General features: G+C 34.7%; 29 protein-coding genes and 1 tRNA gene. 19 read left to right on the top strand and 11 right to left on the bottom strand.

The features are described from left to right. Positions 1 to 3: 3 nt before the first annotated feature. The 3 genes from EQG63_RS00210 to EQG63_RS00200 all read right to left on the bottom strand — a co-directional run bounded on the left by EQG63_RS00210 (position 4) and on the right by EQG63_RS00200 (position 2,060). The gene (locus EQG63_RS00210) at positions 4 to 501 is read right to left on the bottom strand and encodes an ORF6N domain-containing protein (protein WP_129433053.1); all 498 of its coding nucleotides are present in this window, start codon (positions 499 to 501) and stop codon (positions 4 to 6) included. 65 nt (positions 502 to 566) lie between these two features. Next, complete coding sequence (locus EQG63_RS00205; protein WP_129433050.1) at positions 567 to 1,517, bottom strand: glycosyltransferase family 2 protein; 951 nt, start codon at positions 1,515 to 1,517, stop codon at positions 567 to 569. Positions 1,518 to 1,520: 3 nt separating this feature from the next. Then, positions 1,521 to 2,060, bottom strand: coding sequence for a DUF4199 domain-containing protein (locus EQG63_RS00200; protein WP_129433048.1), 540 nt, complete (start codon positions 2,058 to 2,060; stop codon positions 1,521 to 1,523). Between the two features lie 219 nt (positions 2,061 to 2,279). Between EQG63_RS00200 and EQG63_RS00195 the strand changes: the two genes are divergently transcribed. Together EQG63_RS00195 and EQG63_RS00190 are read left to right on the top strand one after the other, a co-directional pair. Continuing rightward, a complete protein-coding gene (locus tag EQG63_RS00195; protein ID WP_129433046.1) occupies positions 2,280 to 2,531 on the top strand; it encodes a type B 50S ribosomal protein L31 in 252 nt (83 codons plus the stop codon). Positions 2,532 to 2,651: 120 nt separating this feature from the next. After that, positions 2,652 to 3,827 (top strand): GlmU family protein, encoded by a 1,176-nt coding sequence (locus tag EQG63_RS00190; RefSeq protein WP_129433044.1) that lies wholly within the window; start codon positions 2,652 to 2,654, stop codon positions 3,825 to 3,827. Positions 3,828 to 3,863: 36 nt separating this feature from the next. Here EQG63_RS00190 and EQG63_RS00185 read toward each other — a convergent pair whose 3' ends face one another. Further along, on the bottom strand, positions 3,864 to 4,460 hold the full coding sequence (locus EQG63_RS00185) for a DUF4082 domain-containing protein (protein WP_129433042.1): 597 nt from the start codon (positions 4,458 to 4,460) through the stop codon (positions 3,864 to 3,866). A 205-nt stretch (positions 4,461 to 4,665) separates the two neighbouring features. Here EQG63_RS00185 and mtaB point away from each other — a divergent pair, with 205 nt between their 5' ends. Further along, positions 4,666 to 5,994 carry a tRNA (N(6)-L-threonylcarbamoyladenosine(37)-C(2))-methylthiotransferase MtaB gene (mtaB, locus tag EQG63_RS00180; protein ID WP_129433039.1) on the top strand — a complete coding sequence of 443 codons (1,329 nt, stop codon included), beginning with the start codon at positions 4,666 to 4,668 and terminating at the stop codon, positions 5,992 to 5,994. 17 nt (positions 5,995 to 6,011) lie between these two features. On the opposite strand, the gene EQG63_RS00175 is transcribed toward mtaB, so the two are convergent. Together EQG63_RS00175 and EQG63_RS00170 are read right to left on the bottom strand one after the other, a co-directional pair. After that, entirely contained in the window at positions 6,012 to 6,353 is a 342-nt protein-coding gene (locus EQG63_RS00175) for a hypothetical protein (RefSeq protein ID WP_129433037.1), read from the bottom strand. Between the two features lie 36 nt (positions 6,354 to 6,389). Further along, positions 6,390 to 6,674, bottom strand: coding sequence for a GNAT family N-acetyltransferase (locus EQG63_RS00170; RefSeq protein ID WP_129433034.1), 285 nt, complete (start codon positions 6,672 to 6,674; stop codon positions 6,390 to 6,392). A gap of 156 nt (positions 6,675 to 6,830) precedes the next feature. Between EQG63_RS00170 and EQG63_RS00165 the strand changes: the two genes are divergently transcribed. The 3 genes from EQG63_RS00165 to EQG63_RS00155 are packed head-to-tail and all read left to right on the top strand — an operon-like array spanning position 6,831 to position 8,709. Next, positions 6,831 to 7,487, top strand: coding sequence for an alpha/beta fold hydrolase (locus EQG63_RS00165; protein ID WP_129433032.1), 657 nt, complete (start codon positions 6,831 to 6,833; stop codon positions 7,485 to 7,487). Between the two features lie 5 nt (positions 7,488 to 7,492). Next, positions 7,493 to 8,335 (top strand): lytic transglycosylase domain-containing protein, encoded by an 843-nt coding sequence (locus EQG63_RS00160; protein WP_129433030.1) that lies wholly within the window; start codon positions 7,493 to 7,495, stop codon positions 8,333 to 8,335. Between the two features lie 5 nt (positions 8,336 to 8,340). Further along, positions 8,341 to 8,709 (top strand): sulfite exporter TauE/SafE family protein, encoded by a 369-nt coding sequence (locus EQG63_RS00155; RefSeq protein ID WP_129433028.1) that lies wholly within the window; start codon positions 8,341 to 8,343, stop codon positions 8,707 to 8,709. 1 nt (position 8,710) lies between these two features. On the opposite strand, the gene EQG63_RS00150 is transcribed toward EQG63_RS00155, so the two are convergent. The 3 genes from EQG63_RS00150 to EQG63_RS00140 form a co-directional block, all read right to left on the bottom strand. Then, positions 8,711 to 9,076, bottom strand: a complete 366-nt coding sequence (locus EQG63_RS00150; RefSeq protein ID WP_164974428.1) for a hypothetical protein — start codon at positions 9,074 to 9,076, stop codon at positions 8,711 to 8,713. Between the two features lie 37 nt (positions 9,077 to 9,113). After that, complete coding sequence (locus EQG63_RS00145; protein ID WP_129433024.1) at positions 9,114 to 9,806, bottom strand: TlpA family protein disulfide reductase; 693 nt, start codon at positions 9,804 to 9,806, stop codon at positions 9,114 to 9,116. Between the two features lie 155 nt (positions 9,807 to 9,961). Then, positions 9,962 to 10,477: a DUF2892 domain-containing protein gene (locus EQG63_RS00140; protein ID WP_129433022.1), complete on the bottom strand. Its 516-nt coding sequence runs from the start codon at positions 10,475 to 10,477 to the stop codon at positions 9,962 to 9,964. 157 nt (positions 10,478 to 10,634) lie between these two features. Between EQG63_RS00140 and rpmH the strand changes: the two genes are divergently transcribed. The 8 genes from rpmH to EQG63_RS00100 all read left to right on the top strand — a co-directional run bounded on the left by rpmH (position 10,635) and on the right by EQG63_RS00100 (position 16,671). Further along, on the top strand, positions 10,635 to 10,796 hold the full coding sequence (gene rpmH, locus EQG63_RS00135) for a 50S ribosomal protein L34 (RefSeq protein WP_007136275.1): 162 nt from the start codon (positions 10,635 to 10,637) through the stop codon (positions 10,794 to 10,796). 100 nt (positions 10,797 to 10,896) lie between these two features. Further along, positions 10,897 to 13,752 carry a carbamoyl-phosphate synthase large subunit gene (carB, locus tag EQG63_RS00130; RefSeq protein WP_129433020.1) on the top strand — a complete coding sequence of 952 codons (2,856 nt, stop codon included), beginning with the start codon at positions 10,897 to 10,899 and terminating at the stop codon, positions 13,750 to 13,752. 80 nt (positions 13,753 to 13,832) lie between these two features. Continuing rightward, positions 13,833 to 14,360, top strand: a complete 528-nt coding sequence (gene idi, locus EQG63_RS00125) for an isopentenyl-diphosphate Delta-isomerase (protein WP_129433018.1) — start codon at positions 13,833 to 13,835, stop codon at positions 14,358 to 14,360. Beyond that, positions 14,357 to 14,767: a 6-carboxytetrahydropterin synthase gene (locus EQG63_RS00120; protein WP_129433016.1), complete on the top strand. Its 411-nt coding sequence runs from the start codon at positions 14,357 to 14,359 to the stop codon at positions 14,765 to 14,767. The genes idi and EQG63_RS00120 overlap by 4 nt, the downstream gene beginning before the upstream one ends. Next, positions 14,767 to 15,228, top strand: coding sequence for a peroxiredoxin (locus EQG63_RS00115; protein ID WP_129433014.1), 462 nt, complete (start codon positions 14,767 to 14,769; stop codon positions 15,226 to 15,228). Before EQG63_RS00120 ends, EQG63_RS00115 begins: the two co-directional genes overlap by 1 nt. After that, positions 15,228 to 16,196 (top strand): type I phosphomannose isomerase catalytic subunit, encoded by a 969-nt coding sequence (locus EQG63_RS00110; RefSeq protein ID WP_129433012.1) that lies wholly within the window; start codon positions 15,228 to 15,230, stop codon positions 16,194 to 16,196. The genes EQG63_RS00115 and EQG63_RS00110 overlap by 1 nt, the downstream gene beginning before the upstream one ends. 55 nt (positions 16,197 to 16,251) lie before the next feature. Continuing rightward, on the top strand, positions 16,252 to 16,518 hold the full coding sequence (locus EQG63_RS00105; protein WP_129433010.1) for a hypothetical protein: 267 nt from the start codon (positions 16,252 to 16,254) through the stop codon (positions 16,516 to 16,518). A 79-nt stretch (positions 16,519 to 16,597) separates the two neighbouring features. After that, a tRNA-Thr gene (locus tag EQG63_RS00100) sits at positions 16,598 to 16,671 on the top strand. A 145-nt stretch (positions 16,672 to 16,816) separates the two neighbouring features. Here EQG63_RS00100 and EQG63_RS00095 read toward each other — a convergent pair. Next, positions 16,817 to 17,770: a transketolase family protein gene (locus EQG63_RS00095; RefSeq protein WP_129433008.1), complete on the bottom strand. Its 954-nt coding sequence runs from the start codon at positions 17,768 to 17,770 to the stop codon at positions 16,817 to 16,819. Positions 17,771 to 17,774: 4 nt separating this feature from the next. After that, complete coding sequence (locus tag EQG63_RS00090) at positions 17,775 to 18,662, bottom strand: transketolase (RefSeq protein WP_262707790.1); 888 nt, start codon at positions 18,660 to 18,662, stop codon at positions 17,775 to 17,777. 122 nt (positions 18,663 to 18,784) lie between these two features. On the opposite strand from EQG63_RS00090, the gene tgt reads away from it, so the two are divergent. The 5 genes from tgt (at position 18,785) to dnaB (ending at position 24,669) form a co-directional block, all read left to right on the top strand. Further along, a complete protein-coding gene (tgt, locus tag EQG63_RS00085) occupies positions 18,785 to 19,915 on the top strand; it encodes a tRNA guanosine(34) transglycosylase Tgt (protein WP_129433004.1) in 1,131 nt (376 codons plus the stop codon). Further along, a complete protein-coding gene (locus EQG63_RS00080) occupies positions 19,915 to 21,021 on the top strand; it encodes an LptF/LptG family permease (RefSeq protein ID WP_129433002.1) in 1,107 nt (368 codons plus the stop codon). Before tgt ends, EQG63_RS00080 begins: the two co-directional genes overlap by 1 nt. Next, complete coding sequence (locus tag EQG63_RS00075; RefSeq protein ID WP_129433000.1) at positions 21,008 to 21,886, top strand: DMT family transporter; 879 nt, start codon at positions 21,008 to 21,010, stop codon at positions 21,884 to 21,886. Before EQG63_RS00080 ends, EQG63_RS00075 begins: the two co-directional genes overlap by 14 nt. Before the next feature lie 128 nt (positions 21,887 to 22,014). Next, positions 22,015 to 22,968: an acetyl-CoA carboxylase carboxyltransferase subunit alpha gene (locus tag EQG63_RS00070; RefSeq protein ID WP_129432998.1), complete on the top strand. Its 954-nt coding sequence runs from the start codon at positions 22,015 to 22,017 to the stop codon at positions 22,966 to 22,968. A gap of 153 nt (positions 22,969 to 23,121) precedes the next feature. Further along, positions 23,122 to 24,669: a replicative DNA helicase gene (gene dnaB / locus EQG63_RS00065; protein ID WP_129432996.1), complete on the top strand. Its 1,548-nt coding sequence runs from the start codon at positions 23,122 to 23,124 to the stop codon at positions 24,667 to 24,669. Positions 24,670 to 24,708 lie beyond the last annotated feature (39 nt).

Below are 24,708 nucleotides of genomic sequence, written 5' to 3'. Positions count from 1 at the left end.
TCGTTATTTTTTATAACCAATTTTCTCTCTTTCTGTATTACTTGATTCTTTTGCATCATTATCTACAAGATAATTTAATGCTTTGTATATGTCTGGGAATTGACTTTCAATTTCTTCAATTCTTTTTTTTAATTCTTCATAGCTCAAGGAAAATTGTCTGATTTTGACAAAAGTTCTCATAATAGCAATGTTAATATCTATCGCTCTTTGACTTTTTAAAACAGAAGAGAGCATTGCAATTCCTTGTTCTGTAAAAGCGAAGGGTTTAGCTCCTCCTAAAAAACTTTTAGATGGTATCACAAAATGTGATACCATAATTTCTATTTCTTCTTCTGTGAGTTCAAACATAAAATCTTCAGGAAATCTTTCAATGTTTCTTCTTACGGCTTGCTTTAAAGTTCTTGTTTCAGTTTCATAAAGTATTGCTAGATTATAATCTAACATTACTTTTTGTCCACGAATTTCGTGAATCCTACTTTTAATGGTTTCTAAATTAGTCATTTTGGCTTATATTAAATTAATTTTTTTTGGCTTGTATGTTTGAGGTCACAAATTGAGATCTCAAGTTAAATCACTTCTTGTATTTTGTATCGTTCTTCATTGTTTTTCGTACGAAGTATGATTTCACCTAGAAACCCTGCCAAAAACAATTGTGTTCCAATAATCATGGTGGTTAATGAAATATAAAACCAAGGATTTTCGGTAATCAAAATGGTTTCATAATTATTGTAAAGCTTCCAAAGTTTCATCGCACCGATATAGCCTGCCGAAAGCAAGCCAATCATAAACATAATGGTTCCTAAAAGTCCAAACAAGTGCATCGGTCTTTTTCCGAATTTTGATAAAAACCAAATCGTAATCAAATCCAAAAAACCATTAATAAAGCGATTCATGCCAAATTTAGATTCTCCATATTTTCGAGCTTGGTGTTGTACTACTTTTTCTCCAATGTTGGAAAAACCGGCATTTTTTGCTAAAACTGGAATGTAACGGTGCATTTCGCCTGAAACCTCAATGTTTTTGATGACTACATTTTTATAGGCTTTCAGCCCACAGTTAAAATCATTCAATTTCACTCCAGAAGTTTTTCTAGCTGCAGCGTTAAACAATTTAGAAGGTAAATTTTTAGCCACTACTGAATCGTAACGCTTTTTCTTCCAGCCTGAAACCAAATCAAAATTCCCTTTGGTAATCATGTTGTATAATTCTGGAATCTCATCCGGACTATCTTGTAAATCGGCATCCATAGTAATGACTACATCTCCTTCTGCCTTCGCAAAACCAGCGTGTAATGCTTGACTCTTACCATAATTGCGTAAAAAACGGATGCCTTTTAGGTTTCCGTTTTCTTTTGATAATTGTTGAATTATTTCCCATGAATTATCGGTACTTCCATCGTCAATAAAAATAACTTCATAAGAAAATTTATGAGTATTCATTACTTTGGAAATCCAAGAAGTTAATTCGGGTAACGATTCGTGTTCGTTTAGTAAAGGGATTATAATTGAAATGTCCATTAATTAGTTAAATTGAGGTCTTTCATTTTTTAAAATTGCTCCAATCACTAACGAATAGATTAATCCAACAAATGTTATCATTAAAATAGTCATCGGAATTGAAAACATGGGTGACGAGAATTTCTTAACCATAACCAAACTGGCGTCAATTTGTTCGGAAGTCAGGCTTGGATTTTGTTTCATCATGATTTTTCGTGTTTGATTCATCATTTCGTCAAGATACTCAGGGAAAACCAAGTTGAAGATTAATGAAAAAACAGCTAATAATACCGAAGCCACAAAAGCCACAGTAACACCTGTTTTTAGGCATTCTCCAAAAGAAGCAAAGCCACTGTTGGCTTTTTTAAACCCTGAAATAGCTAACCATATAAATAAAATAGGAAAAACAAAATAGCTTAAAACACTTGAAATTGTTCCGATGAAAGGATTTTCAACCAAATCTATATTTAGTGCATATACTATTACAAAAGATAAAATCATTGCTAATCCGTAGTAGATACCATTGTCTAATCCAAATTTTTTTGTTGCTGTTTTGCTTTCCATGTTTTTAGTTTGTTTTAAGTTGCAAATATAATAATAATTAAAGTTATGCGGTTAGTTGTAAAAACACAAAAAAAGTTACATAATTGTTTGATTATTAAAAAATAGTTGTAAATTTGCACCCTGAATTAAAAAGAAATACAACAAAAGTTACAGTAAGTCGATACCTTTTTATCAGGAAAGCATCAAGACCCAGCGTAGCAAAACATAAAAAGATTTATTATGAAAAAAGGAATTCACCCAGAAAATTACAGATTAGTTGCTTTTAAAGACATGTCAAACGAGGATGTTTTTATCACTAAATCAACAGTAGAAACTAAAGAAACTATCATGCACGAAGGTGTTGAGTACCCAGTATTCAAAATGGAGATTTCTAGAACGTCTCACCCTTTTTACACAGGTAAATCGAAACTTATTGATACTGCAGGACGTATTGATAAATTCAAAAACAAATACGCTAAATTCAGCAAATAATCGCTGTTTTTATTTTGATACGAAAGCCTTTCCAATCGGAGAGGCTTTTTTTATTTTGGTTTTGTGGTTTTTGGGTCAAACTTTGTAACTTAGCGACTCAGAAACTTAGCGACTTTAAAAATGAACTATATATTATTTGACGGAACCGTTCGCAATGCCTTACTTCCTTTTACGTTTACCCGACCTGTTGCCGATATTCGCGTTGGAATTTTGACCATCCGTGAAAAATGGGAAAAACATTTGGGTTATACCACCACCACTTTGACAGAAGAGTATTTGATGGAAAAATATCCAATGGTGGAAATGGAAGAAAATGTAATGATTAATGCTTCCTTTTTACCAAATGATATATTGGCGGAGATGATTAAAAGTTTGGAAGCCAATCAAGCCATATTCTGTAACGATGAAGTGATTGCTTTTTACAGCAAAGAAAATCAAGAAGAGGTTGATTTCGACACCTATGATATTATCGAATTTACGGAAGATTGTATTCGTATTGAAAATACCTGGGATATTTTTGCTAAAAACGATATAGCGTTACGGGAAGATTTTGAATTGATTACCGAAGGAAGAAATTCACAACCAATTCCTAAATCGGTAAATGTGCTGTCATCTGAAAATATTTTTATTGAAGAAGGTGCCAAATTGGAATTTGTCACTTTAAATGCCGCTACAGGTCCCATTTATATCGGTAAAAATGCTGAAATTATGGAAGGATCTGTTATTCGTGGACCTTTTGCACTTTGCGAAAGTGGTCGTGTGAAATTAGCATCCAAAGTATATGGAGCAACGACCGTTGGTCCGCATTCCGTAATTGGGGGAGAAGTGAACAACTCGGTATTATTTGGTTATTCGAATAAAGGACATGACGGATTTTTAGGAAATTCGGTATTGGGTGAGTGGTGTAACATTGGCGCAGACAGTAATAATTCTAACCTAAAAAATAATTACGAAGAAGTAAAATTATGGAGCTATGAAACGGAAGGTTTTGCCAAGACCGGGTTGCAATTTTGTGGACTAATGATGGGCGATCATAGCAAATGCGGAATCAATACCATGTTCAATACAGGAACTGTTGTTGGTGTTTCTACCAATATTTTTGGTTCTGGTTTTCCTCGTAATTTTGTGCCAAGTTTTTCTTGGGGCGGTGCTTCTGGATTTACTACTTATATGACCAGTAAAGCTTTTCAAACCGCTAAAATTGTAATGGCGCGTCGTCAAGTTGATTTTACAGAAGAAGATGCTAAAATCTTAGAACACGTTTTTGAAGAAACTAAAAAATATAGAAAAGAGTAAAAAAAAGGGAGATAATACTATCTCCCTTTTTTAATATTATAAAGTGGGTTGAAATGCAAAGCTCAAATCCCCAGCATAATATGTTGTTTCAAAATTAGTTGGGTAGGTTTGTGCTGTTCCAGAAACCCATCCGTAACCTGTGATGGAAATATTTCCAGCGGTTATTGGATACGTTGCAGGAGAACTGTCAGCTTTTTTTCTGTTGTACCAATCATTAGAATTGTAAGTAATCATATACTCTTTGCCTTTCTTTAATGCAAGTGGAGATATAGATTTAGAAGCCATTACATCTGCCGTTACAGATGCAATTTTTTCAGTTCTGTAAATAATTCCTTCGGAAACGTCCCAAATAGTGATTCTTACATTTGTTTGTGCGTCTGGGATTTTTACAAATAGTTTATTTATCGTTCCGTTTACAGTGGGCTTGAAACGCATTCCGAACTCGTAATTACCTGAATTTACATAATTAGTGGTAGTGCTAAATTCTGTTTTTGTAATATACGTTTTCAATGGATTTTCCTCTGGGAAAACAATTGGTGTTGGCGTTGATGAAGCATCATCATCATTGCTGCAAGATATGTTTCCTGCAAAAATCGTTGCTAATAAAATAGCGTTTAAAATTAGTTTTTTCATAGTGTTTGTTTTTATAATTTTGAGCAAATGTATACGTATTATCCTCTCAAAAAAGCACAAATCTACCAACGACTTTTTAAATCGACGTAGGTAGTTTGTCTAATTATTTTTATTTTTTTTTCTAACCTAAAATGGTGATAAAAATAATATTCTTAGATTTGCACTCTCAATTTTTTGACAACGATTTCATTAATTGAGCACTTATATGGAAAACAACAAAAAAGTAGCCTTTTATACTTTAGGCTGTAAACTGAATTTCTCAGAAACTTCTACCATTGCCCGTAATTTTAAAGACGAAGGTTTCGATCGTGTAGACTTTGAAGAAGTGGCTGATATTTATGTTATCAATACTTGTTCGGTAACTGAAAACGCCGACAAGCAATTCAAGCAAATTGTAAAAAAAGCCATGAAACTCAACGATAAAGCGTTTGTCGCTGCCGTGGGTTGTTATGCGCAACTAAAACCAGAAGAATTAGCGGCAGTTGATGGAGTTGATTTGGTTTTGGGTGCTACCGAAAAATTTAAAATTACCGATTATTTGAATGACTTGTCCAAAAATGACATGGGTGAGGTGCATTCTTGTGAAATTGAAGAAGCCGATTTTTATGTCGGAAGTTATTCCATTGGAGATCGAACTCGTGCTTTTTTGAAAGTGCAGGACGGATGTGATTATAAATGTACGTATTGTACTATTCCATTAGCTCGTGGAATTTCTCGAAGTGATACGATGCAAAATGTATTGCAAAATGCTGCTGAAATTTCTGCCAAAGGAATTAAAGAAATTGTATTAACGGGTGTGAATATTGGCGATTACGGAAAAGGAGAGTTTGGAAACAAAAAACACGAACATACTTTTCTAGATTTGGTCAAAGCGTTGGATGAGGTAGACGGTATTGAACGTTTGCGCATTTCTTCGATCGAACCCAATTTATTAAAAAACGAAACCATCGATTTTGTGTCGCAAAGTCGCACTTTTGTACCGCATTTTCATATTCCATTACAATCAGGCTCTAATGAGATTCTGAAAAAAATGAAACGCCGTTATTTACGTGAATTGTATTTTGATCGCGTGACCAAAATTCGCGAAGTCATGCCGCACGCTTGTATTGGTGTAGATGTGATTGTTGGTTTTCCAGGTGAAACGGATGAATTGTTTTTAGAAACGTATAATTTCCTGAATACTTTGGATATTTCCTATTTACACGTATTTACCTATTCAGAAAGAGACAATACTGAAGCTGCTGCTATGGATGGTGTGGTTCCTGGGAATGTTCGTGCCAAAAGAAGTAAAATGTTACGTGGATTATCAGTAAAAAAACGTCGTGCTTTTTATGAAAGTCAAATTGGAACCAATAGAACCGTTTTGTTTGAAGGGGAAAATAAAGAAGGCTATATTCACGGCTTTACCGAAAATTATGTCAAAGTAAAAACGCCTTGGAATCCAGAATTAGTCAATACTTTACATGAAATCAATTTGACAAAAATTGACGAAGATGGAAGTGTAAGAATGGAATTTTTAAATGTTTCTGTGTAAATATTTAAAATTCACTTTTAATATTTATAATGAAAGCGAAGTTTTGTAATTCTAAAAACACTTTCACCGAGTTGCTCTACAAATTCAAATTTATGTCTACCGGGTTGGTTTAATGATAGAATCGCATGGGCGTCCAATTCGTAATAAAAACCATCGCCTTCCATCATGAAGCGCGCGCCATTATTTCGATAGGCAGAACGGACTAAATTAAATTCGAATAAATTCCAGGTGGTTTTTTCGGCAGAAAAATCACCACTAGAAGTGCATAAACCTTCGGTGATTTCAACTTTAGATTCGTAATATTTCTGAATTTCTTCAAAAAATTCTAAGATTTTAATTTTGTTTGCTTCTGTGTTCATTCCATAAAAATAGGAAATTATGAAAGAACTTTTGAGTTATATCCTAATTCCCGGTGGAAGTAATTCTCTGTAAACCGGATTTTTTTTAAAAAAGGCAGCCACTTTTGGGAAAATTGGAACGACTTTTAACTTTCGCTCCAAGGCGATGGCCATTACATTTTTTAATAAATCTGAAATAAATTCTTCATCATCAAAGTTTTCTGGCGTGTTCAATCGCGTTAAAAATATTTTTTTCTCTTGAAAAGAATATTCCAACGTGATTAATTTATCGTCAGCAAAAGTTTCAAATTGTCTTGAAAAAGTATTGTCTTTAATTTCCATGTTAGTATTTCGAGCCGTGAATATTTTGGTGAATGCCAAAAGCGATTCTTAAAAAATTGATAATTTTAGGTAAAGTTCAATTCATTCAAATTGGAAATACTTATTTTTATGCAAATTTCGTGAAAATTTATTGAATAAAAGTAATCTGACCCGATAATGTCAAAAATCCATGTTTATTTTATGCCAGGAATGGCGGCAAGTTCTGCTATCTTTGAACGAATTAAGTTGTCGGAAGAACTGTTTGAAATGCATTTACTCGAGTGGGTCTTGCCTGAAAAGAAGGAAACCTTGGAACACTATGCCAAACGAATGGCTGAAAAGATTACGCATGAAAATCCTGTTTTAATTGGAGTTTCGTTTGGTGGAATTCTGGTTCAGGAAATGGCACAATTTGTGAATCCTAAGAAAGTAATCATAATTTCGAGCGTGAAAAGCAATAAAGAATTACCACGCCGAATGAAAATTGCCAAAACAACCAAAGCCTATAAAATTTTGCCCACGAGTTTGGCACAAAATGTGGAAGCTTTAGCGAAGTATGCATTTGGGGATTTAATTAAGCAAAGGGTCAAGTTGTATGAAAAGTATATGACCATGCGCGATAAAAACTATTTGGATTGGGCGATAGAGCAAGTAGTTTGTTGGGATAGAGTTGAAATGGATGAAAAGGTAATTCATATTCACGGGGATGCTGATGAAGTTTTTCCGTCAAAGAATATCAAAGAATTTATACAAGTAAAAGAAGGTACGCATATTATGATTTTGAATCGTTTCCGATGGTTCAACAGTAATTTGCCTGAAATAATATTGAAATAAACAGAATGAAGAAAGTAATAAGTATAGTATCGGTTGTAGTAGTGTCTTTAGTGTTTTTAAGTGCTAAAGTTGTAGAATTTTTACCAGAGAAAATTGATTTTTGCGGAGAAGAAACACCATTACATATACCGGATGTTAAAGAACGTTTTGATCGGGAATTAGTGGTGAATGAAAATTTACATGGCTCCACTATATTGATAATGAAGCGAGCCAATAAATTTTTTCCAATCATTGAACCTATTTTGGCGAAAAACAATGTTCCAGATGATTTTAAGTATTTAGCAGTAATTGAAAGTTCGCTTACGAATGCTACTTCAAGTGCCGGAGCCAAAGGTTTTTGGCAATTTATGCCTCAAACGGCTCGCGAAAAAGGAATGGAAGTAACCGAAACAGTTGACGAACGCTACCATCTTGAAAAGTCGACACAAGCGGCTTGTGATTATTTGATAAAAGCCAAAGAAAAGTTTGGTTCTTGGACCATGGCTGCAGCTTCTTATAACGGAGGCATGTCGGGTTTGCAAAAGCAAATTGAATTCCAAGAGACAACCAACTACTATGATTTGTTACTAACAGATGAAACGTTTCGATATGTTTTTAGAATTTTAGCATTAAAAGAGATAATGAAAAATGCTGAGAAGTATGGTTTTTCAATTCCAAAAGAGGCTTTGTATGAGAATGTTCCAACCCGAAAAATTGAAATCGACAGTGCCATTACAAATTTGACTACTTTTGCTAAAACGCAAGGAGTTAATTATAAGGAATTAAAAATTTACAATCCGTGGTTGCGTGATCGAAAATTAGATAATCCAGATAAGAAAAAATATATAATAGAGCTACCAATAAAATGAAAACTATGAGCATGACTACAATCGTATTGTTACTTATTATAGGACTATTAGCAGGAATGCTTAGTGGTTTAGTAGGTGTTGGAGGTGGCATTATAATGGTGCCCATGTTGGTGTTGTTGTTAGGGTTTAGTCAACATCAAGCACAAGGAACAAGTTTGGCTGTTTTAGTAGTGCCTGTAACGGCGATTGCGGTGTTTAATTACTATAAAGAAGGTTATATTAACTGGAAATATGCGGCGGTTATAGCGGTGTTTTTTGTTGTAGGAACTTATTTTGGGAGTAAATTGGCTTTAAGCTTGGATCAAAAAATGCTTAAAAAAATATTTAGCATCGTCCTAATTATTATTGCTGGTAAAATGTTATTGGAAAAATAACTTACTTTTTCTGTTTCTTCGGTTTGGGAATTCTCCCAATTCGTAAATCCTTATTTAACATGAGGTTGCAAAGATTTCTTACAGAAGTTTCAAAATCTTTATTTTCTTCAGAAATCAATAACCATTCCTTTTCTTCTGAAGCAATTGATGTCAAAGCTGAAATATCTTTTTTCAGGCTCTGATGAAATTCTTTATGAGTGGCCACCCAAATACCGTTTGATTGCGGGTTTTTATCTCGTTGCCTTAAGATAAGCATGATTTTATCCTCTACATAAATGGACCACATGCCAAACATGGGTTTGATTTTTAGATCTAAAGAAATGAGATAGTCAAAAATAAATGAAAAGGGAATATTCTTGTTTACCATGAATTAAAGGTAGCACATAAATAGATATGCTTTATTTTTAATTTGTAGTAAGTTGTTCGTCTTTGATGTTTTTTCCAATGAGTAAACTTCCTAAACCATCTCTGAAAGCATTATAGTTCATAGTGTAGGCTTGAACAAAGGAACTTTTTCGGTTAGGCTGAGCGCCACCTCTTTTAATGTTTACGACTTTAAGATTTTCATCGAGAAAATAAGAAGTAGGGAATCCTAGAGTATGTTTTAAATGGGATACGATAAGCGCATCATTTTTATAGGTTTCATGAGCATAACAAATGGTAATATTGTGATTAAACTTTTGGGCAATTTTTTTAATCGAATGTTTTTTGTCCCAAAAAAGAATGACAAATTTTACGTCTTTTGAAAATTTTTGCGCCAATTTGTTCAGGGCTTGAAATTCACCTTTACTAGGAACGCACCAAGAAGCATAGGTTAATATGAAAACTGGTTTTTTAAACTTGCTCAGTTTGGTTTTCTTTTTTTCGAAGCTTTTTAAAGTGTAATCCTGAAATTGAGTTCCGATAAGATAATTCGAAACTAAAGAATCAAATAATACTTGTGCTTTAACGGTTTCGTTTTCTTTGAATGCTAAATCACTTTGTTTGTTATATTCTTTAATATGCTTTTTTATGGCATTAGGAAAACTGTCTTCCGTATTTTGAGAAAATACTAAAGTTGTAACAATTAGTCCTATGTAAGTAAGTGTTGCTTTCATAACTTCTTTTATTGGGATCAAAAGTATGCTTACCTACTAAATGTAAAAAATTAACCCGACAAACAAGTAAAATTCTCGATGAACGACATTTTTGCATAAAAAAAGCTGTACTTTTCGCACAGCTTTTTGTTTTTATTTACTTGTAAAACAGTGAGTTATATTTTTTTCAACTGATCTTTCATCATCGTGATTTGCTCTTTTAACATGTTGTGTTTGTCCAATTTTTTAGCTTCATTTAATAAATTGGTAGCTTCAATTTTTCTTCGACGACTCATAGCAATTCCAGCAAGATTTAATTTTGCCAATGCTAAATCCTGATCCATACTCAATCCTAAGCTAATGGCTTTTTTAAAGAATTTCTCTGCTTGATTTAAATTGGTTTGGGAAACCATTAATCCATTAAGGTAGTTGTAATATCCTTGTTGTTTTTGAACTAAAGCAGTTTCGGGATTCGCAATTTTATCTAGCCATTTCTTCGCACCTGGGAAGTCTTGACTTCTTAGTTTTAAGAATGCTAATAAGATATATTCGTTTTTGAAGTATAAAAATATAGGAATAATTGCCAAAAGGATTAAGAAAATACCGTTCCCGATATTACTTTCCGTAAATTGCCAAATGCCTGTAATTATTAATAATGCAGCGATTACTAGCTTGATATTTCTGTGAAACATTTTATGTGTTTTTGTATTGAGTTGCAAATATAGTAAAAGGAATTAAAATTATTTTATAAAACTACTTGCAAGAAAAAAAAATGATTGTATATTTGCACTCGGTTTTACAGAAACCTATTTGATAGATATTTATACAAGATTTTAAAGATACCAAGTTATGAGTAAGAGAACGTTTCAACCATCGAAAAGAAAAAGAAGAAATAAGCACGGTTTTATGGACAGAATGGCTTCTGCAAATGGAAGAAAAGTGCTTGCTCGTCGTAGAGCTAAAGGAAGACATAAATTAACTGTTTCTTGCGAACCAAGACACAAAAAATAATGTTTGACTTTTTCTAAACATATTAAAGGCGTTACTATTCAGTATCGCCTTTTTTTTATACCTTTTCGCCAAATAATACAAACAACAACAACACACTACAATGCCAAAAGACAATTCAATTAAATCGGTTTTAATTATTGGATCAGGACCTATCGTAATTGGTCAAGCCTGCGAATTTGATTACGCAGGATCACAATCTGCACGTTCTTTAAGAGAAGAAGGAATTGAAGTTATTCTTATCAATTCCAACCCAGCAACTATCATGACGGATCCTACTATGGCCGATCATGTATACCTAAAACCACTGACAACCAAATCAATCATCGAAATTCTAAAAGCGCATCCGCAAATTGATGCTGTTTTGCCTACCATGGGAGGACAAACCGCTTTAAATTTATGTATTGAGGCAGATGAAAAAGGAATTTGGAAAGATTTTAACGTACGATTAATTGGGGTAGATATCAACGCGATTAATATTACGGAAGACAGAGAGCAATTTAAAAATTTATTAAATAAAATTGGTGTTCCTCAAGCGCCTGCTAAAACGGCTAATTCTTTCTTAAAAGGAAAAGAAATTGAGCAAGAGTTTGGGTTTCCACTGGTAATTCGTCCTTCGTTTACTTTGGGTGGAACGGGAGCTGCCATTATTTATAAAAAAGAAGATTTTGATGCTGCTTTGACTTATGGTTTAGAAGCATCGCCAATTCACGAAGTTTTAATTGACAAAGCATTGATGGGTTGGAAGGAATACGAATTAGAATTATTACGCGATAGTAACGACAACGTGGTCATCATCTGTACGATTGAAAATATGGATCCGATGGGAATTCATACGGGAGATTCGATTACAGTAGCGCCGGCAATGACACTTTCGGATACAACATTCCAAAAAATGCGTGATATGGCCATCTTAATGATGCGTTCTATCGGAAATTTTGCGGGTGGTTGTAACGTACAATTTGCCGTTTCACCTGACGAAAAAGAAGATATTGTAGCGATTGAAATCAATCCTCGTGTATCGCGTTCTTCAGCATTGGCTTCTAAAGCAACGGGTTATCCGATTGCAAAGATTGCTTCGAAATTGGCTTTAGGCTATAACTTAGATGAGTTGCAAAATCAAATTACAAAATCCACTTCTGCTTTATTTGAGCCGACTTTAGATTACGTAATCGTAAAAATACCACGTTGGAATTTCGATAAATTCGAAGGTTCTGATAGAACGTTAGGATTGCAGATGAAATCAGTGGGAGAAGTAATGGGAATTGGACGTTCATTCCAAGAAGCCTTGCACAAAGCCACGCAATCTTTAGAGATTAAACGAAATGGTTTAGGGGCTGATGGGAAAGGATACAAGAACTATGAGCAAATCATCGAAAAACTAACCTTTGCGAGTTGGGATCGTGTTTTTGTGATTTATGATGCTATCGCGATGGGAATTCCGTTGAGTAGAATTCATGAAATTACAAAAATCGACATGTGGTTCTTAAAGCAATACGAAGAATTATTCCACTTAGAGAGAGAAATTTCAAAATATAAAGTAGATTCTTTACCAAAAGAATTATTACTGGAAGCCAAACAAAAAGGATACGGAGACCGTCAAATTGCTCACATGATGGGCTGTTTGGAAAGTCAAGTGCATAAATTACGCGATGAAATGAACATTCAACGTGTATACAAATTAGTAGATACGTGTGCGGCCGAATTTAAAGCGCAAACGCCTTATTATTACTCAACTTTTGAAGCTGAAATTGAGAAAGCTGACGGAACGCGATATGTACACAATGAAAGTAGTGTGTCTGATAAGAAAAAAGTAATTGTTTTGGGTTCTGGACCCAATAGAATTGGACAAGGAATTGAGTTCGATTACTCTTGTGTGCACGGGGTTTTAGCAGCCAAAGAATGTGGCTTCGAAACCATCATGATTAATTGTAATCCAGAAACGGTTTCAACCGATTTTGATACGGCCGATAAGTTGTATTTCGAACCTGTTTTTTGGGAACATATTTATGATATCATTCAACATGAAAAACCAGAAGGTGTAATCGTACAGTTAGGTGGTCAAACCGCTCTGAAATTAGCCGAAAAATTAAACAAATACGGAATTAAAATCTTAGGAACTTCTTTTGATGCCTTAGATTTAGCGGAAGATAGAGGTCGTTTTTCGGAATTGTTAACCGATTTAAAAATTCCTTTTCCAAAATTCGGAATTGCTGAAAGCGCTGAAGAAGCTACAAAACTTGCAGATACCTTAGATTTTCCATTATTAGTACGTCCTTCGTATGTGTTGGGTGGTCAAGGGATGAAAATTGTTATCAACAAACAAGAATTAGAAGAGCATGTAATCGATTTGTTAAAATCAATTCCAGGAAATAAATTATTACTAGACCATTATTTAGATGGTGCGATTGAAGCGGAAGCCGATGCAATTTGCGATGCAGATGGCAATGTCTACATCATCGGAATTATGGAGCATATTGAGCCTTGTGGGGTGCATTCAGGCGATTCTAATGCAACTTTACCGCCATTTAATTTAGGTGAATTTGTGATGCAACAAATTAAAGACCACACCAAAAAAATTGCAGTGGCTTTAAAAACAGTTGGTTTGATCAATATTCAGTTTGCCATAAAAGACGATACCGTATATATAATCGAGGCTAATCCAAGAGCTTCTAGAACAGTACCTTTCATTGCAAAAGCGTATGGAGAACCTTATGTGAATTATGCTACGAAAGTAATGTTGGGTAAAAATAAAGTCACCGATTTCACTTTCAATCCTAAACTGAATGGATATGCCATCAAACAGCCAGTCTTCTCATTTAGTAAGTTTCCGAATGTAAACAAAGCTTTAGGGCCTGAGATGAAATCTACCGGAGAAAGTATTTTATTCATAGACGATTTGAAAGACGATCAGTTTTACGATTTATATGCAAGAAGAAAAATGTATTTAACGAAGTAAAATAAATATCCTATTCCGAAGACTTTTTTATCGATTTGATTCGTTACTTTTTTTGTATTTTTACCCAGTAATTAAAAGTAATGTCAGAAGAAAAGGTAATTTTAGTAAACGAAAAAGACGAACAAATAGGCTTAATGCCAAAATTGGAAGCGCACGAAAAAGCTATGCTACATCGTGCTTTTTCCGTTTTTGTATTGAATGATAATAACCAAATTATGTTGCAGCAACGCGCGCATCATAAATATCATTCCCCATTGTTATGGACCAATACGTGTTGCAGTCATCAACGCGAAGGAGAAACGAATATTCAAGCCGGAACGCGTCGTTTACAAGAAGAAATGGGTTTTGTAACCGAATTAAAGGAACTTTTTCATTTTATTTACAAAGCTCCGTTTGATAATGGTTTAACTGAACACGAACTGGATCATGTTATGATTGGTTACTTTAATGGTGATCCAAAAATAAATGATGAGGAGGTGGAGAGTTGGAAATGGATGGCTATTGAAGATGTAAAATCGGATATGGAAATTCACCCAGAAATTTACACGGTTTGGTTTAAAATTATTTTCGAAGAGTTTTATCATTTCTTAGAAGACCACAAATTATGAGAGTAACCGTAAGTAGAAAGGCTCATTTTAATGCTGCACATCGTTTGTATCGTAAAGATTGGACAGATGAGCAAAATCATAGTGTTTTCGGGAAATGCAATAATCCTAATTTTCACGGTCATAATTATGAAGTAATTGTCAGTGTTACTGGGAAAATCAATCCGGAAACCGGTTATGTAATCGATATTAAGGATTTGTCAACTATAATTTTTGAAGAAGTAGAAACGCCTTTTGATCATAAAAATCTAAATCTTGACGTGCCAGATTTTTTTGATTTGAACCCTACTGCCGAAAATATAGTGGTCGTAATTTGGAATAAAATTAGAAAAAGAATCGCTTCTGAAAATCATCTAGAAGTGACCTTATATGAGACACCTCGTAATTTTGTAACCTATAAAGGAGAATAATGCAAGAAGGACTTAAAATAGGAGATAGGTTACCGTTGTTTGGTGCCAAAGATCAAAATGGAAATGATTTTTATATTCAATCGGTATTAGAAAAGAAAGTATTGGTGATTTATTTTTACCCAAAAGATGATACGCCAGGTTGTACTAAACAAGCCTGTTTTTTACGCGATCAATACGAAGAATTTAAAGCTATTGGAGCTGAAGTTATTGGTATAAGTGGTGATAGTGTGCCAGCTCATAAAAAATTTGCAAGTAAGTATGATTTGCCTTTCATTTTGCTTTCCGACGCAGATAAATCCCTTCGGAAATTATTTGGAGTCAAAAGTAATATGATGGGATTATTACCTGGTCGTGTGACGTATGTAGTAGATAAAAAAGGGATTATTCAAATGGTTTTTGACGACATGAACGCGACAAACCATCTTGATAAAACGGTTGAAAAAGTTAAAAGTTTGCTGTAATGAAGTTAGAATTATATCCATTACTTTTTGAGCCTATTTTCAAAGATAGAATTTGGGGTGGAAACAAGTTAAAATCTCTGTTAAACAAAAATATTCCCAACGAAACTATTGGTGAAAGTTGGGAGTTGTCTTCTGTGGAAGGCGATATAAGTATTGTGAAAAATGGATTTTTACAAGGTAAATCATTGTTAGATTTACTGGAGAAATATCCGATAGAAATTTTAGGAGAAAAAGTACACCGACAATTCGGTAATCAATTTCCATTGTTGTTTAAGTTCTTAGATGCAAAGGAAGACTTGTCCATTCAATTGCATCCCAATGATACTTTAGCCAAAAAGCGACACAATTCCTTCGGGAAAACAGAGATGTGGTATGTAATGCAAGCAGATGAAGGAGCAAAGTTAATTGTTGGCTTTAAAGAAGATTCCTCTCCGGAAGATTATTTAAAACATTTAAATGATAAATCTTTAGTTTCTATATTAAACGAAATTCCAGTTAAAAAAGGCGATGTTTTTTTCTTAGAAACAGGAACAGTGCATGCTATTGGTGCAGGAACGGTGATTGCAGAAATCCAACAAACTTCAGATATTACTTATCGTCTATATGATTTTGATCGTAAAGATGCTCAAGGAAAAACCAGAGAATTGCACATTGACATGGCTTTAGAGGCCATTAACTATAAAAAAGTGCAGACACAAGTTGCTTATTCAACGCTAAGCAATCAATCGAATGATGTAGTGGAATGCCCTTATTTTACAACTCGAGTTTTGCCTCTTGAAGGTAAGGTTAAAAAACACAATAATGGAGATTCATTCATGGTTTACATGTGTACGGAAGGTGATTTTTCTATTGTGTATAATCAGCAAGAGCAATCGTTTACAAAGGGAGATACGGTTTTGTTGCCGGCAATAATTTCTGATTACCAAATAGTTGGTCAAGCCATGTTGCTAGAAATAACTATTTCATAGTGCTAAATAAAAAGAATAGTTGTAATTTTGCAACCGAAATTTAAAATTCATAAAAATGGGAAGTGTTAAAAACTTAAAAAAAGACATCAACTTCGTAATAGGTGATATTATTGAAGCAGTTTATTTATACGAGATGACTTCAACAGGAAAACCTACTGAAGAAACAAATGCAATTATTGACGAAGCGATCCGTACTTTTGATGGATTAGTTGCAAAAGTAAACGCTAAAAATGTTGAAAATAAAAAAGCACACTTCAAACAAATTAATAAAGATTTAGAAGTTGCTGCGAATCAATTAGTTGATAAAATCAACGCGCTTTAATTAAAAAATAGACGAAAAAAAGTGCATTTTTCTTTTGGAAATTAAATTTTCAATTTTATATTTGCACTCGAATTGAGTCGCCGGTGTAGCTCAGCTGGCTAGAGCAGCTGATTTGTAATCAGCAGGTCGTGGGTTCGAGTCCCTCTATCGGCTCTTAATAAAAAAGGTTTCCATAACGGAAACCTTTTTTCGTTTTAAGGAATAACTATTTTTTATTTGCGAGTATGTGATATGTCTCTAAACAAAAAAAGCCGCCTCAATTTATTTGAGACAGCTTCTTTTTTTATTTTATCAAGAATTATTTTCTCTTGATGACTCTTTCTACCGCTTCCACAATCGCTTGATTGTTTAGCTTGTATTTTTCCATTAATTGTTCTGGCGTTCCTGATTCACCGAAGCTGTCATTCACCGCAACAAATTCCTGTGGTTTCGGACTGTTTAAGGCTAATACTCTAGCCACACTTTCTCCAAGTCCGCCCAAGATGTTGTGCTCTTCAGCGGTAACGATACAACCTGTTTTGGCTACCGATTTTAAAATCGCTTCGTCATCCAATGGTTTAATCGTATGAATGTTGATTACTTCAGCAGAAATACCTTTGGCTTCTAAGGCTTCAGCAGCGATTAAAGCTTCCCAAACCAAATGACCAGTCGCTACAATGGTAACATCAGTTCCTTCGTTTAGCATGATGGCTTTTCCAATTACGAATGGTTCATCAGCAGGAGTAAAGTTTGGTACTACTGGACGACCAAAACGTAAATACGCTGGACCATGATGATCTGCTAATGCCAAAGTTGCCGCTTTGGTTTGATTGTAATCACACGTATTGATTACCGTCATTCCAGGTAACATTTTCATTAAACCGATATCCTCTAAAATTTGATGCGTAGCGCCGTCTTCTCCTAAAGTCAAACCAGCATGAGAAGCACATATTTTTACGTTTTTATCAGAATAAGCCACCGATTGACGAATTTGATCGTACACACGTCCTGTAGAAAAGTTTGCGAATGTTCCTGTAAATGGAATTTTTCCTCCAATAGTTAAACCCGCTGCAATACCAATCATGTTGGCTTCTGCAATTCCGATTTGGAAGAAACGCTCTGGATGATTTTTCTTGAAATCATCAAATTTTAATGAACCAATTAAATCGGCACAAAGCGCCACTACATTTTCGTTCTTTTGACCTAATTCGGTCATTCCCGCTCCAAAACCAGAACGAGTATCTTTACTTCCTTGATTTGTATATTTTTTCATAATCTTAATAATCTCCTAAAGTTGCTGGATTCTGGTTTAAAGCATTTTCCAATTGTTCATTACTAGGTGCTTTTCCGTGCCAAGCGTGAGTATGCATCATAAAATCGACACCATTCCCCATTTCAGTATGCAATAAAACACAAACCGGTTTGCCTTTGCCTGCTTTCGATTTGGCTTCTGTCATTCCAGCTATAATGGCTTCTATATTGTTTCCTTCATTTATTTCAACTACTTCCCAATCAAACGCCTCAAATTTAGCTTTCACACTTCCCATGCACAATACATCATCTGTAGAACCATCAATTTGTTGTCCGTTTAAATCGACTGTCGCAATAAGGTTGTCCACTTTTTTAGCAGAAGCATACATAATCGCTTCCCAGTTTTGTCCTTCTTGTAATTCACCATCACCAGTTAATGCATAAACCAAGTGGTTGTCTTTGTTCAATTTTTTTGCTTGAGCGGCACCAATCGCAACTGATAAACCTTGACCTAAAGATCCGGAAGCCATACGGATTCCTTCTAAACCTTCATGTGTTGTTGGGTGTCCTTGCAACCTTGAATTTAACTTACGGAACGTTGCCAATTCTTTAACAGGGAAATAGCCACTACGTGCTAATACAGAATAAAAAACAGGAGAAATATGTCCATTGGAAAGGAAGAATAAATCTTCGCCCACGCCGTTCATGTCAAATCCTGCATTTCGTTTCATTAGGTGTTGGTAGAGTACTGTAAAAAATTCGGCACAGCCTAGAGAACCTCCTGGGTGACCTGAATTTACAGCATGTACCATGCGAAGAATGTCTCTTCTTACTTGTGTTGTAAAATCTTTTAGTTGTTGAATGTCAGACATTTTAAATGTATTTTTATTAAGTACGTCAAAATTACTTCTAATTTTATCGACTGCCAAATCAAAATGAGAATCGTTGTTAAAAAACTTCTAACTTCTTCCTGAAATTTCGAGGCTAACGTAACTTTGCATATCTTTGCCAATCAAAATTTAGGAAGAGAACCAATATGAAGTTTGATTTATTAGCAAAAGACCCGCAAACCAAAGCTAGAGCGGGGAGTATTACCACCGATCATGGAGTTATCGAAACTCCTATTTTTATGCCTGTAGGAACCGTAGCTTCGGTAAAAGGAGTACACCAAAGAGAATTAAAAGAAGAAATTAACCCCGATATCATTTTAGGGAATACCTATCATTTATACTTACGTCCACAAACCGAAATTCTTGAAAAAGCAGGTGGTTTGCATAAATTTATGAATTGGGATCGTAATATTTTGACCGATTCTGGAGGGTATCAAGTGTATTCGCTTTCAGCTAATAGAAAGATTAAAGAAGAAGGAGTAAAATTCAAATCACATATTGATGGTTCGTATCATTTCTTTTCACCTGAAAATGTGATGGAAATTCAACGTACCATTGGTGCTGATATTATCATGGCATTTGACGAATGTACACCGTATCCATGCGATTATCGTTATGCAAAACGCAGTATGCACATGACGCACCGTTGGTTGGATCGTTGTATTGCACATTTAGATAAAGTACCAACGAAATATGGCTATGATCAAGCTTTTTTCCCGATAGTACAAGGGAGTACTTATAAAGATTTAAGACAACAATCGGCCGAATATATTGCCAATGCAGGTGCGGTTGGAAATGCTATTGGTGGATTATCAGTAGGGGAGCCTGCAGAGGAAATGTACGCGATGACGGAAGTCGTTACGGCAATTCTTCCAGAAGACAAACCACGTTACTTAATGGGAGTAGGAACTCCGATTAATATTTTAGAAAATATTGCCTTAGGAATTGATATGTTCGATTGTGTGATGCCAACGCGTAACGCACGAAACGGAATGTTATTTACAGCACATGGAACCATCAATATCAAAAATAAAAAATGGGCCGATGATTTTTCTCCAGTCGATGAAATGGGACACACCTTTGTCGATACCGAATATACTAAAGCGTATTTACGACATTTATTTGCAGCCGATGAATACTTAGGAAAACAAATTGCCACGATTCACAATCTCGGATTTTACATGTGGTTGGTTCGTGAAGCTAGAAAGCATATCTTAGCGGGAGATTTCCGCGAGTGGAAAGAAAAAATGGTAAAACAAATGAGCCAACGTTTATAATGTTCAAAGCACTTTTTTCAAAATTAACGATAATTGATAAGTACATTTTGAAAAGGTATTTAGCCACCTTTTTCATCATGTTATTGTTGTTTATTCCTATTGGAATTACTTTAGATGTTTCGGAAAAAATTAATAGAATACTTGAAAACAATGTCCCTTTTATTAATGTTGCCGAATATTACTTAGATTTTATCATTTATTTTGCCAACCTGCTTTTTCCTATATTTTTATTCCTTTCCATTATTTGGTTTACTTCTAAGTTAGCCAATAACACCGAAATTGTTGCCATTTTAAGTTCGGGTATTTCCTTTCAACGCTTTTTAAGACCCTATATTGTTGGAGCGACTATTGTGTCGTTACTGGCTTTGTTGATGGGTTTTTTCCTCGTACCAAAAGCCAGTGAAGGTTTTAAGACTTTCAGATATACGTATTTAACGGGTGGCGGAAAAGAGGAAATGCGAAAAACCAATGACGTTTTTCGACAAATAAGTGATAGTGAATTTATTTATGCAAGTAATTTAAATATCGAAAACAATACAGCTTATAACTTTGTGTTGGAAAAGTTTGACAAAGAAAAACTGATCTATAAAATTACTGCAAGTTCTATTGAGTATAATGAAAAACAAAAAAATTATACCTTGATGAACTATACGAAAAGAACCGTAGGTGAGCTTGACGATAAATTAGAATCGGAAATGAGCAAATCTATGAAGTTCAATTTCGAAATAGAAGATTTAACTCCTGTGGTGTACATTGCCGAAACTTTGATGCCCAATGAACTGGATAAGTTTATTGAAAAAGAACGAAAAAGAGGATCGTCAAACATCAACACCTATTTAGTAGTAAAATATAGAAAATATACGATTCCAATATCAGCATTTATCTTAACCATTATTGCGGTTGCCGTTTCTTCCATGAAACGTCGCGGCGGAATGGGTATTAATTTAGCCATTGGTATTGGTGTCGCGTTTAGCTACGTGTTTTTAGATAAAATTTTCGGAACAATGGCTGAAAAATCAGATTTTTCACCTTTTATAGCAGTTTGGATTCCAAATATTGTATTCGGGATTTTAGCCTATTATTTACTAAAAAATGCCAAACGATAAAAATCTTAATAGTTATTTACACCTTCATTTAATTGTTTTTATTTGGGGATTTACCGCTGTTTTGGGCGCATTAATTACCTTAGATGCACTTCCTCTAGTTTGGTTTCGAATGTTTTTTGCGGTTCTCTTTATCGGAGTGTATATCGCGTTTAAAAAAAATTCACTGCGACTTAACTATCAAACGATACTCAAGCTTTTGGTGGCAGGACTAATTATAGCCTTGCATTGGTTTACCTTTTTTGAAGCCATAAAAGTTTCCAATATATCGGTAACCTTGGCTTGTTTGTCTACCGGTGCTTTTTTTACCTCGATATTGGAGCCTATTTTTTTCAAAAGAAAAGTAATCCTTTATGAGGTATTCTTCGGATTAATTGTCATTGCAGGTTTGTATTTGATTTTTCAAGTGGAAGGAAAATATATTTACGGAATTATTTTAGCCTTAACCTCTGCATTTTTATCGGCCTCGTTTTCAATTATCAATGGAAAATTTGCCAAAGAATATGATTCCTCTGTAATATCTTTTTATGAATTACTAGGAGGTGTTTTATTCTTTTCGTTGTTTTTAATGTTCAAAGGCAGTTTTTCTATTTCCTTTTTCCAGCTTTCTACCAACGATTTTATTTGGCTAATGGTGCTGAGTTCTGTTTGTACTGCCTATGCTTTTATCGCTTCTGTTGCGGTAATGAAATATTTAAGTCCTTATACTGTAATGCTGACCATTAATTTGGAGCCTATTTACGGAATCATTTTGGCACTTATCGTATTTGGTGAAAAGGAACAAATGAATAGTCAGTTTTATATTGGAGCAGTAATTATTCTCTCCACAGTAATTTTAAACGGAATTTTAAAAAATAAGAGTAAGTAAATCTTGATAATTACTTCATATTGAGTGGTATAGGAATCAAAAGGTACAATAACTCAAATTATACTTTCAAACTCAATTGAAAATTTTATCTTTGTTGATTCAAATCAGAATTAAAAATTAAAAATCTTATGGAATATTTAGATTTTGAACTACCTATAAAAGAATTAGAAGAGCAGTTAGAGAAGTGCCAACTTATTGGTCAAGAATCTAATGTAGACGTAACGGATGCTTGTAAAAAGATTGTTGACAAAATGGAAGAAACCAAGAAAGAAATCTACGGAAATCTTACCGCTTGGCAACGTGTTCAATTGTCTCGTCATCCTAACCGTCCGTACACGTTAGAGCATATTACCAATTTAACAGATGGTAATTTCTTAGAACTTTTCGGTGATCGTAATTTTAAAGACGATAAAGCAATGGTGGGTGGTCTTGGAAAAATTGACAACCAATCGTTTATGATTATCGGTCAGCAAAAAGGAATCAATACGAAAATGCGCCAGTTGCGTAATTTCGGTATGGCCAATCCTGAAGGGTATCGTAAAGCCTTACGTTTAATGAAAATGGCTGAAAAATTCAATGTACCTGTACTAACGTTAATCGATACTCCGGGAGCGTTTCCTGGAATTGAAGCGGAAGAAAGAGGACAAGGAGAAGCCATCGCTCGTAATATCCTAGAAATGGTACGTCTTAAAGTGCCTATCATTTGTGTGATTATCGGAGAGGGTGCTTCGGGTGGAGCCTTAGGAATAGGTGTGGGTGACAAAGTATTAATGATGGAAAACACTTGGTATTCTGTTATTTCTCCAGAGTCTTGTTCGTCTATTTTATGGAAAAGCTGGGAGTACAAAGAAAAAGCAGCCGATGCCTTAAAATTAACTTCAAAAGATATGTTGGCTCAAAATTTAGTGGATGGAGTGATTCCTGAACCATTAGGTGGAGCGCATTATGATAAAGAAACAGCTTTCAAAAACGTAAAAGAATATGTGATGAAAGGGTTTAATGAATTGAAAGACTTATCAACAACTGATTTAGTAGCCCAGAGAATGGACAAATACAGTAAGATGGGGCATTTTAATGAGTAAAAATATCATTTTAGAATATAAAATCCGAAGCCCCTATGGTTTCGGATTTTTTTTTGGATGTTAACAGAAAATAAAAGTTATCAACAGGAGTTATTAACATATTAAGGATTGTTTTTTCTTCGACTTCCGCATAATATAGACTACATTCGCAACATGGAAAACCTCAGAAATATTAACCCGGTTAAAGTAGATAAGACTACGATTATTAACCTAGAAAAAGGAAAGTTACCTCCACAAGCGCTAGACCTTGAAGAAGCGGTGTTGGGAGCGATGATGATTGATAAAAAAGGGGTAGATGAGGTTATCGATATTTTACAACCGGATGCTTTTTACAAAGAGGCACACAAGCATATTTTTGAAGCTATCGTAACGTTGTTCAACGATTCGCAACCAATTGACTTATTAACAGTTTCGGCTCAGTTGAAAAAAATGGCCAAACTGGATTTGGCGGGTGGCGATTTTTACTTAATTCAGCTGACGCAAAAAATATCGTCTTCAGCTCACATCGAGTTTCACTCTAGAATTATTCTTCAAAAACACATTCAACGTAGTTTGATTAAAATTTCTTCTGAAATTATTGAAGAATCCTACGACGAAAGCACCGATGTTTTCGATTTGTTAGACAAAGCCGAATCGAAACTGTACGAAGTAACACAAGGAAATATTAAACGTAGCTCGGAAACAGCTCAAAGTTTAGTAATTCAAGCGAAAAAACGTATCGAGCAAATTGCAAGTAAAGAAGGATTGAGTGGTGTGGCTACTGGATTTCATGCTTTAGATAAAGTGACTTCGGGTTGGCAACCTTCCGATTTAATTATTATTGCGGCTCGTCCAGGTATGGGTAAAACGGCATTTGTATTGTCTATGGCTCGAAATATGGCCATTCAGTTCAATCAAGCGGTGGCGGTTTTCTCGCTGGAGATGGCATCGGTACAGTTAATTACGCGTTTAATTTCTTCGGAAACAGGATTGTCTTCTGAAAAATTAAGAACCGGAAAATTAGAAAAACACGAATGGGAGCAACTTTCGGTAAAAGTACGTGACTTAGAAAAAGCACCATTGTTTATTGATGATACGCCTTCACTTTCTATATTCGATTTACGTGCGAAAGCGCGTCGTTTGAAATCGCAACACGATATTAAAATGATTATTGTCGATTACCTTCAGTTAATGACAGCTGGCGGAAGTGGAAAAGGTCCTGGAAATCGTGAGCAAGAAATTTCGACTATTTCCCGAAACTTGAAAGCATTAGCGAAAGAATTAGAAGTTCCCGTGATTGCGTTATCTCAGTTATCGCGTGCGGTAGAAACTCGTGGATCTAGTAAAAGACCTTTGCTTTCTGACCTTCGTGAATCGGGAGCAATTGAGCAAGATGCCGATATTGTATCCTTTATTTACCGTCCGGAATATTATAAAATTGACGAATGGGATGATGATGAGCATTCTCCAACACAAGGACAAGCCGAATTCATTATTGCGAAACACCGTAATGGTAGTTTGGAAAATATCCGCTTGAAATTCATTGGTAATCTAGGTAAGTTTGATAATCTTGATGATTTTTCAACGGGATATGGTGATTTACCGTCTAAAATGAATTTGGACGATCACAATCCGTTTATTACGCCAAATCTACCCACACCAAATGAAGCTTTTGGAAGTAATCTCAACAATTTCGATGACGACAGTGATGTCCCATTTTAAAAATATAATCCCGATTTATTGGGATTTTTTTATGCAAAA

Origin of the sequence: Flavobacterium amnicola (assembly GCF_004122165.1) — a bacterium.
Lineage (GTDB): Bacteria > Bacteroidota > Bacteroidia > Flavobacteriales > Flavobacteriaceae > Flavobacterium > Flavobacterium amnicola.
The sequence above is the reverse complement of the archived record's forward strand: the minus strand, read 5'-3'. Positions and strand labels throughout refer to the sequence as shown.

Excerpts from the sequence above, each read along its gene's own strand:
- EQG63_RS00210 (WP_129433053.1), bottom strand. The coding sequence starts at position 501 with ATGACTAATTTAGAAACCATTAAAAGTAGGATTCACGAAATTCGTGGA.
- EQG63_RS00205 (WP_129433050.1), bottom strand. The coding sequence starts at position 1,517 with ATGGACATTTCAATTATAATCCCTTTACTAAACGAACACGAATCGTTA.
- EQG63_RS00200 (WP_129433048.1), bottom strand. The coding sequence starts at position 2,060 with ATGGAAAGCAAAACAGCAACAAAAAAATTTGGATTAGACAATGGTATC.
- EQG63_RS00195 (WP_129433046.1), top strand. The coding sequence starts at position 2,280 with ATGAAAAAAGGAATTCACCCAGAAAATTACAGATTAGTTGCTTTTAAA.
- EQG63_RS00190 (WP_129433044.1), top strand. The coding sequence starts at position 2,652 with ATGAACTATATATTATTTGACGGAACCGTTCGCAATGCCTTACTTCCT.
- EQG63_RS00185 (WP_129433042.1), bottom strand. The coding sequence starts at position 4,460 with ATGAAAAAACTAATTTTAAACGCTATTTTATTAGCAACGATTTTTGCA.
- mtaB (WP_129433039.1), top strand. The coding sequence starts at position 4,666 with ATGGAAAACAACAAAAAAGTAGCCTTTTATACTTTAGGCTGTAAACTG.
- EQG63_RS00175 (WP_129433037.1), bottom strand. The coding sequence starts at position 6,353 with ATGAACACAGAAGCAAACAAAATTAAAATCTTAGAATTTTTTGAAGAA.
- EQG63_RS00170 (WP_129433034.1), bottom strand. The coding sequence starts at position 6,674 with ATGGAAATTAAAGACAATACTTTTTCAAGACAATTTGAAACTTTTGCT.
- EQG63_RS00165 (WP_129433032.1), top strand. The coding sequence starts at position 6,831 with ATGTCAAAAATCCATGTTTATTTTATGCCAGGAATGGCGGCAAGTTCT.
- EQG63_RS00160 (WP_129433030.1), top strand. The coding sequence starts at position 7,493 with ATGAAGAAAGTAATAAGTATAGTATCGGTTGTAGTAGTGTCTTTAGTG.
- EQG63_RS00155 (WP_129433028.1), top strand. The coding sequence starts at position 8,341 with ATGAGCATGACTACAATCGTATTGTTACTTATTATAGGACTATTAGCA.
- EQG63_RS00150 (WP_164974428.1), bottom strand. The coding sequence starts at position 9,076 with ATGGTAAACAAGAATATTCCCTTTTCATTTATTTTTGACTATCTCATT.
- EQG63_RS00145 (WP_129433024.1), bottom strand. The coding sequence starts at position 9,806 with ATGAAAGCAACACTTACTTACATAGGACTAATTGTTACAACTTTAGTA.
- EQG63_RS00140 (WP_129433022.1), bottom strand. The coding sequence starts at position 10,477 with ATGTTTCACAGAAATATCAAGCTAGTAATCGCTGCATTATTAATAATT.
- rpmH (WP_007136275.1), top strand. The coding sequence starts at position 10,635 with ATGAGTAAGAGAACGTTTCAACCATCGAAAAGAAAAAGAAGAAATAAG.
- carB (WP_129433020.1), top strand. The coding sequence starts at position 10,897 with ATGCCAAAAGACAATTCAATTAAATCGGTTTTAATTATTGGATCAGGA.
- idi (WP_129433018.1), top strand. The coding sequence starts at position 13,833 with ATGTCAGAAGAAAAGGTAATTTTAGTAAACGAAAAAGACGAACAAATA.
- EQG63_RS00120 (WP_129433016.1), top strand. The coding sequence starts at position 14,357 with ATGAGAGTAACCGTAAGTAGAAAGGCTCATTTTAATGCTGCACATCGT.
- EQG63_RS00115 (WP_129433014.1), top strand. The coding sequence starts at position 14,767 with ATGCAAGAAGGACTTAAAATAGGAGATAGGTTACCGTTGTTTGGTGCC.
- EQG63_RS00110 (WP_129433012.1), top strand. The coding sequence starts at position 15,228 with ATGAAGTTAGAATTATATCCATTACTTTTTGAGCCTATTTTCAAAGAT.
- EQG63_RS00105 (WP_129433010.1), top strand. The coding sequence starts at position 16,252 with ATGGGAAGTGTTAAAAACTTAAAAAAAGACATCAACTTCGTAATAGGT.
- EQG63_RS00095 (WP_129433008.1), bottom strand. The coding sequence starts at position 17,770 with ATGAAAAAATATACAAATCAAGGAAGTAAAGATACTCGTTCTGGTTTT.
- tgt (WP_129433004.1), top strand. The coding sequence starts at position 18,785 with ATGAAGTTTGATTTATTAGCAAAAGACCCGCAAACCAAAGCTAGAGCG.
- EQG63_RS00080 (WP_129433002.1), top strand. The coding sequence starts at position 19,915 with ATGTTCAAAGCACTTTTTTCAAAATTAACGATAATTGATAAGTACATT.
- EQG63_RS00075 (WP_129433000.1), top strand. The coding sequence starts at position 21,008 with ATGCCAAACGATAAAAATCTTAATAGTTATTTACACCTTCATTTAATT.
- EQG63_RS00070 (WP_129432998.1), top strand. The coding sequence starts at position 22,015 with ATGGAATATTTAGATTTTGAACTACCTATAAAAGAATTAGAAGAGCAG.
- dnaB (WP_129432996.1), top strand. The coding sequence starts at position 23,122 with ATGGAAAACCTCAGAAATATTAACCCGGTTAAAGTAGATAAGACTACG.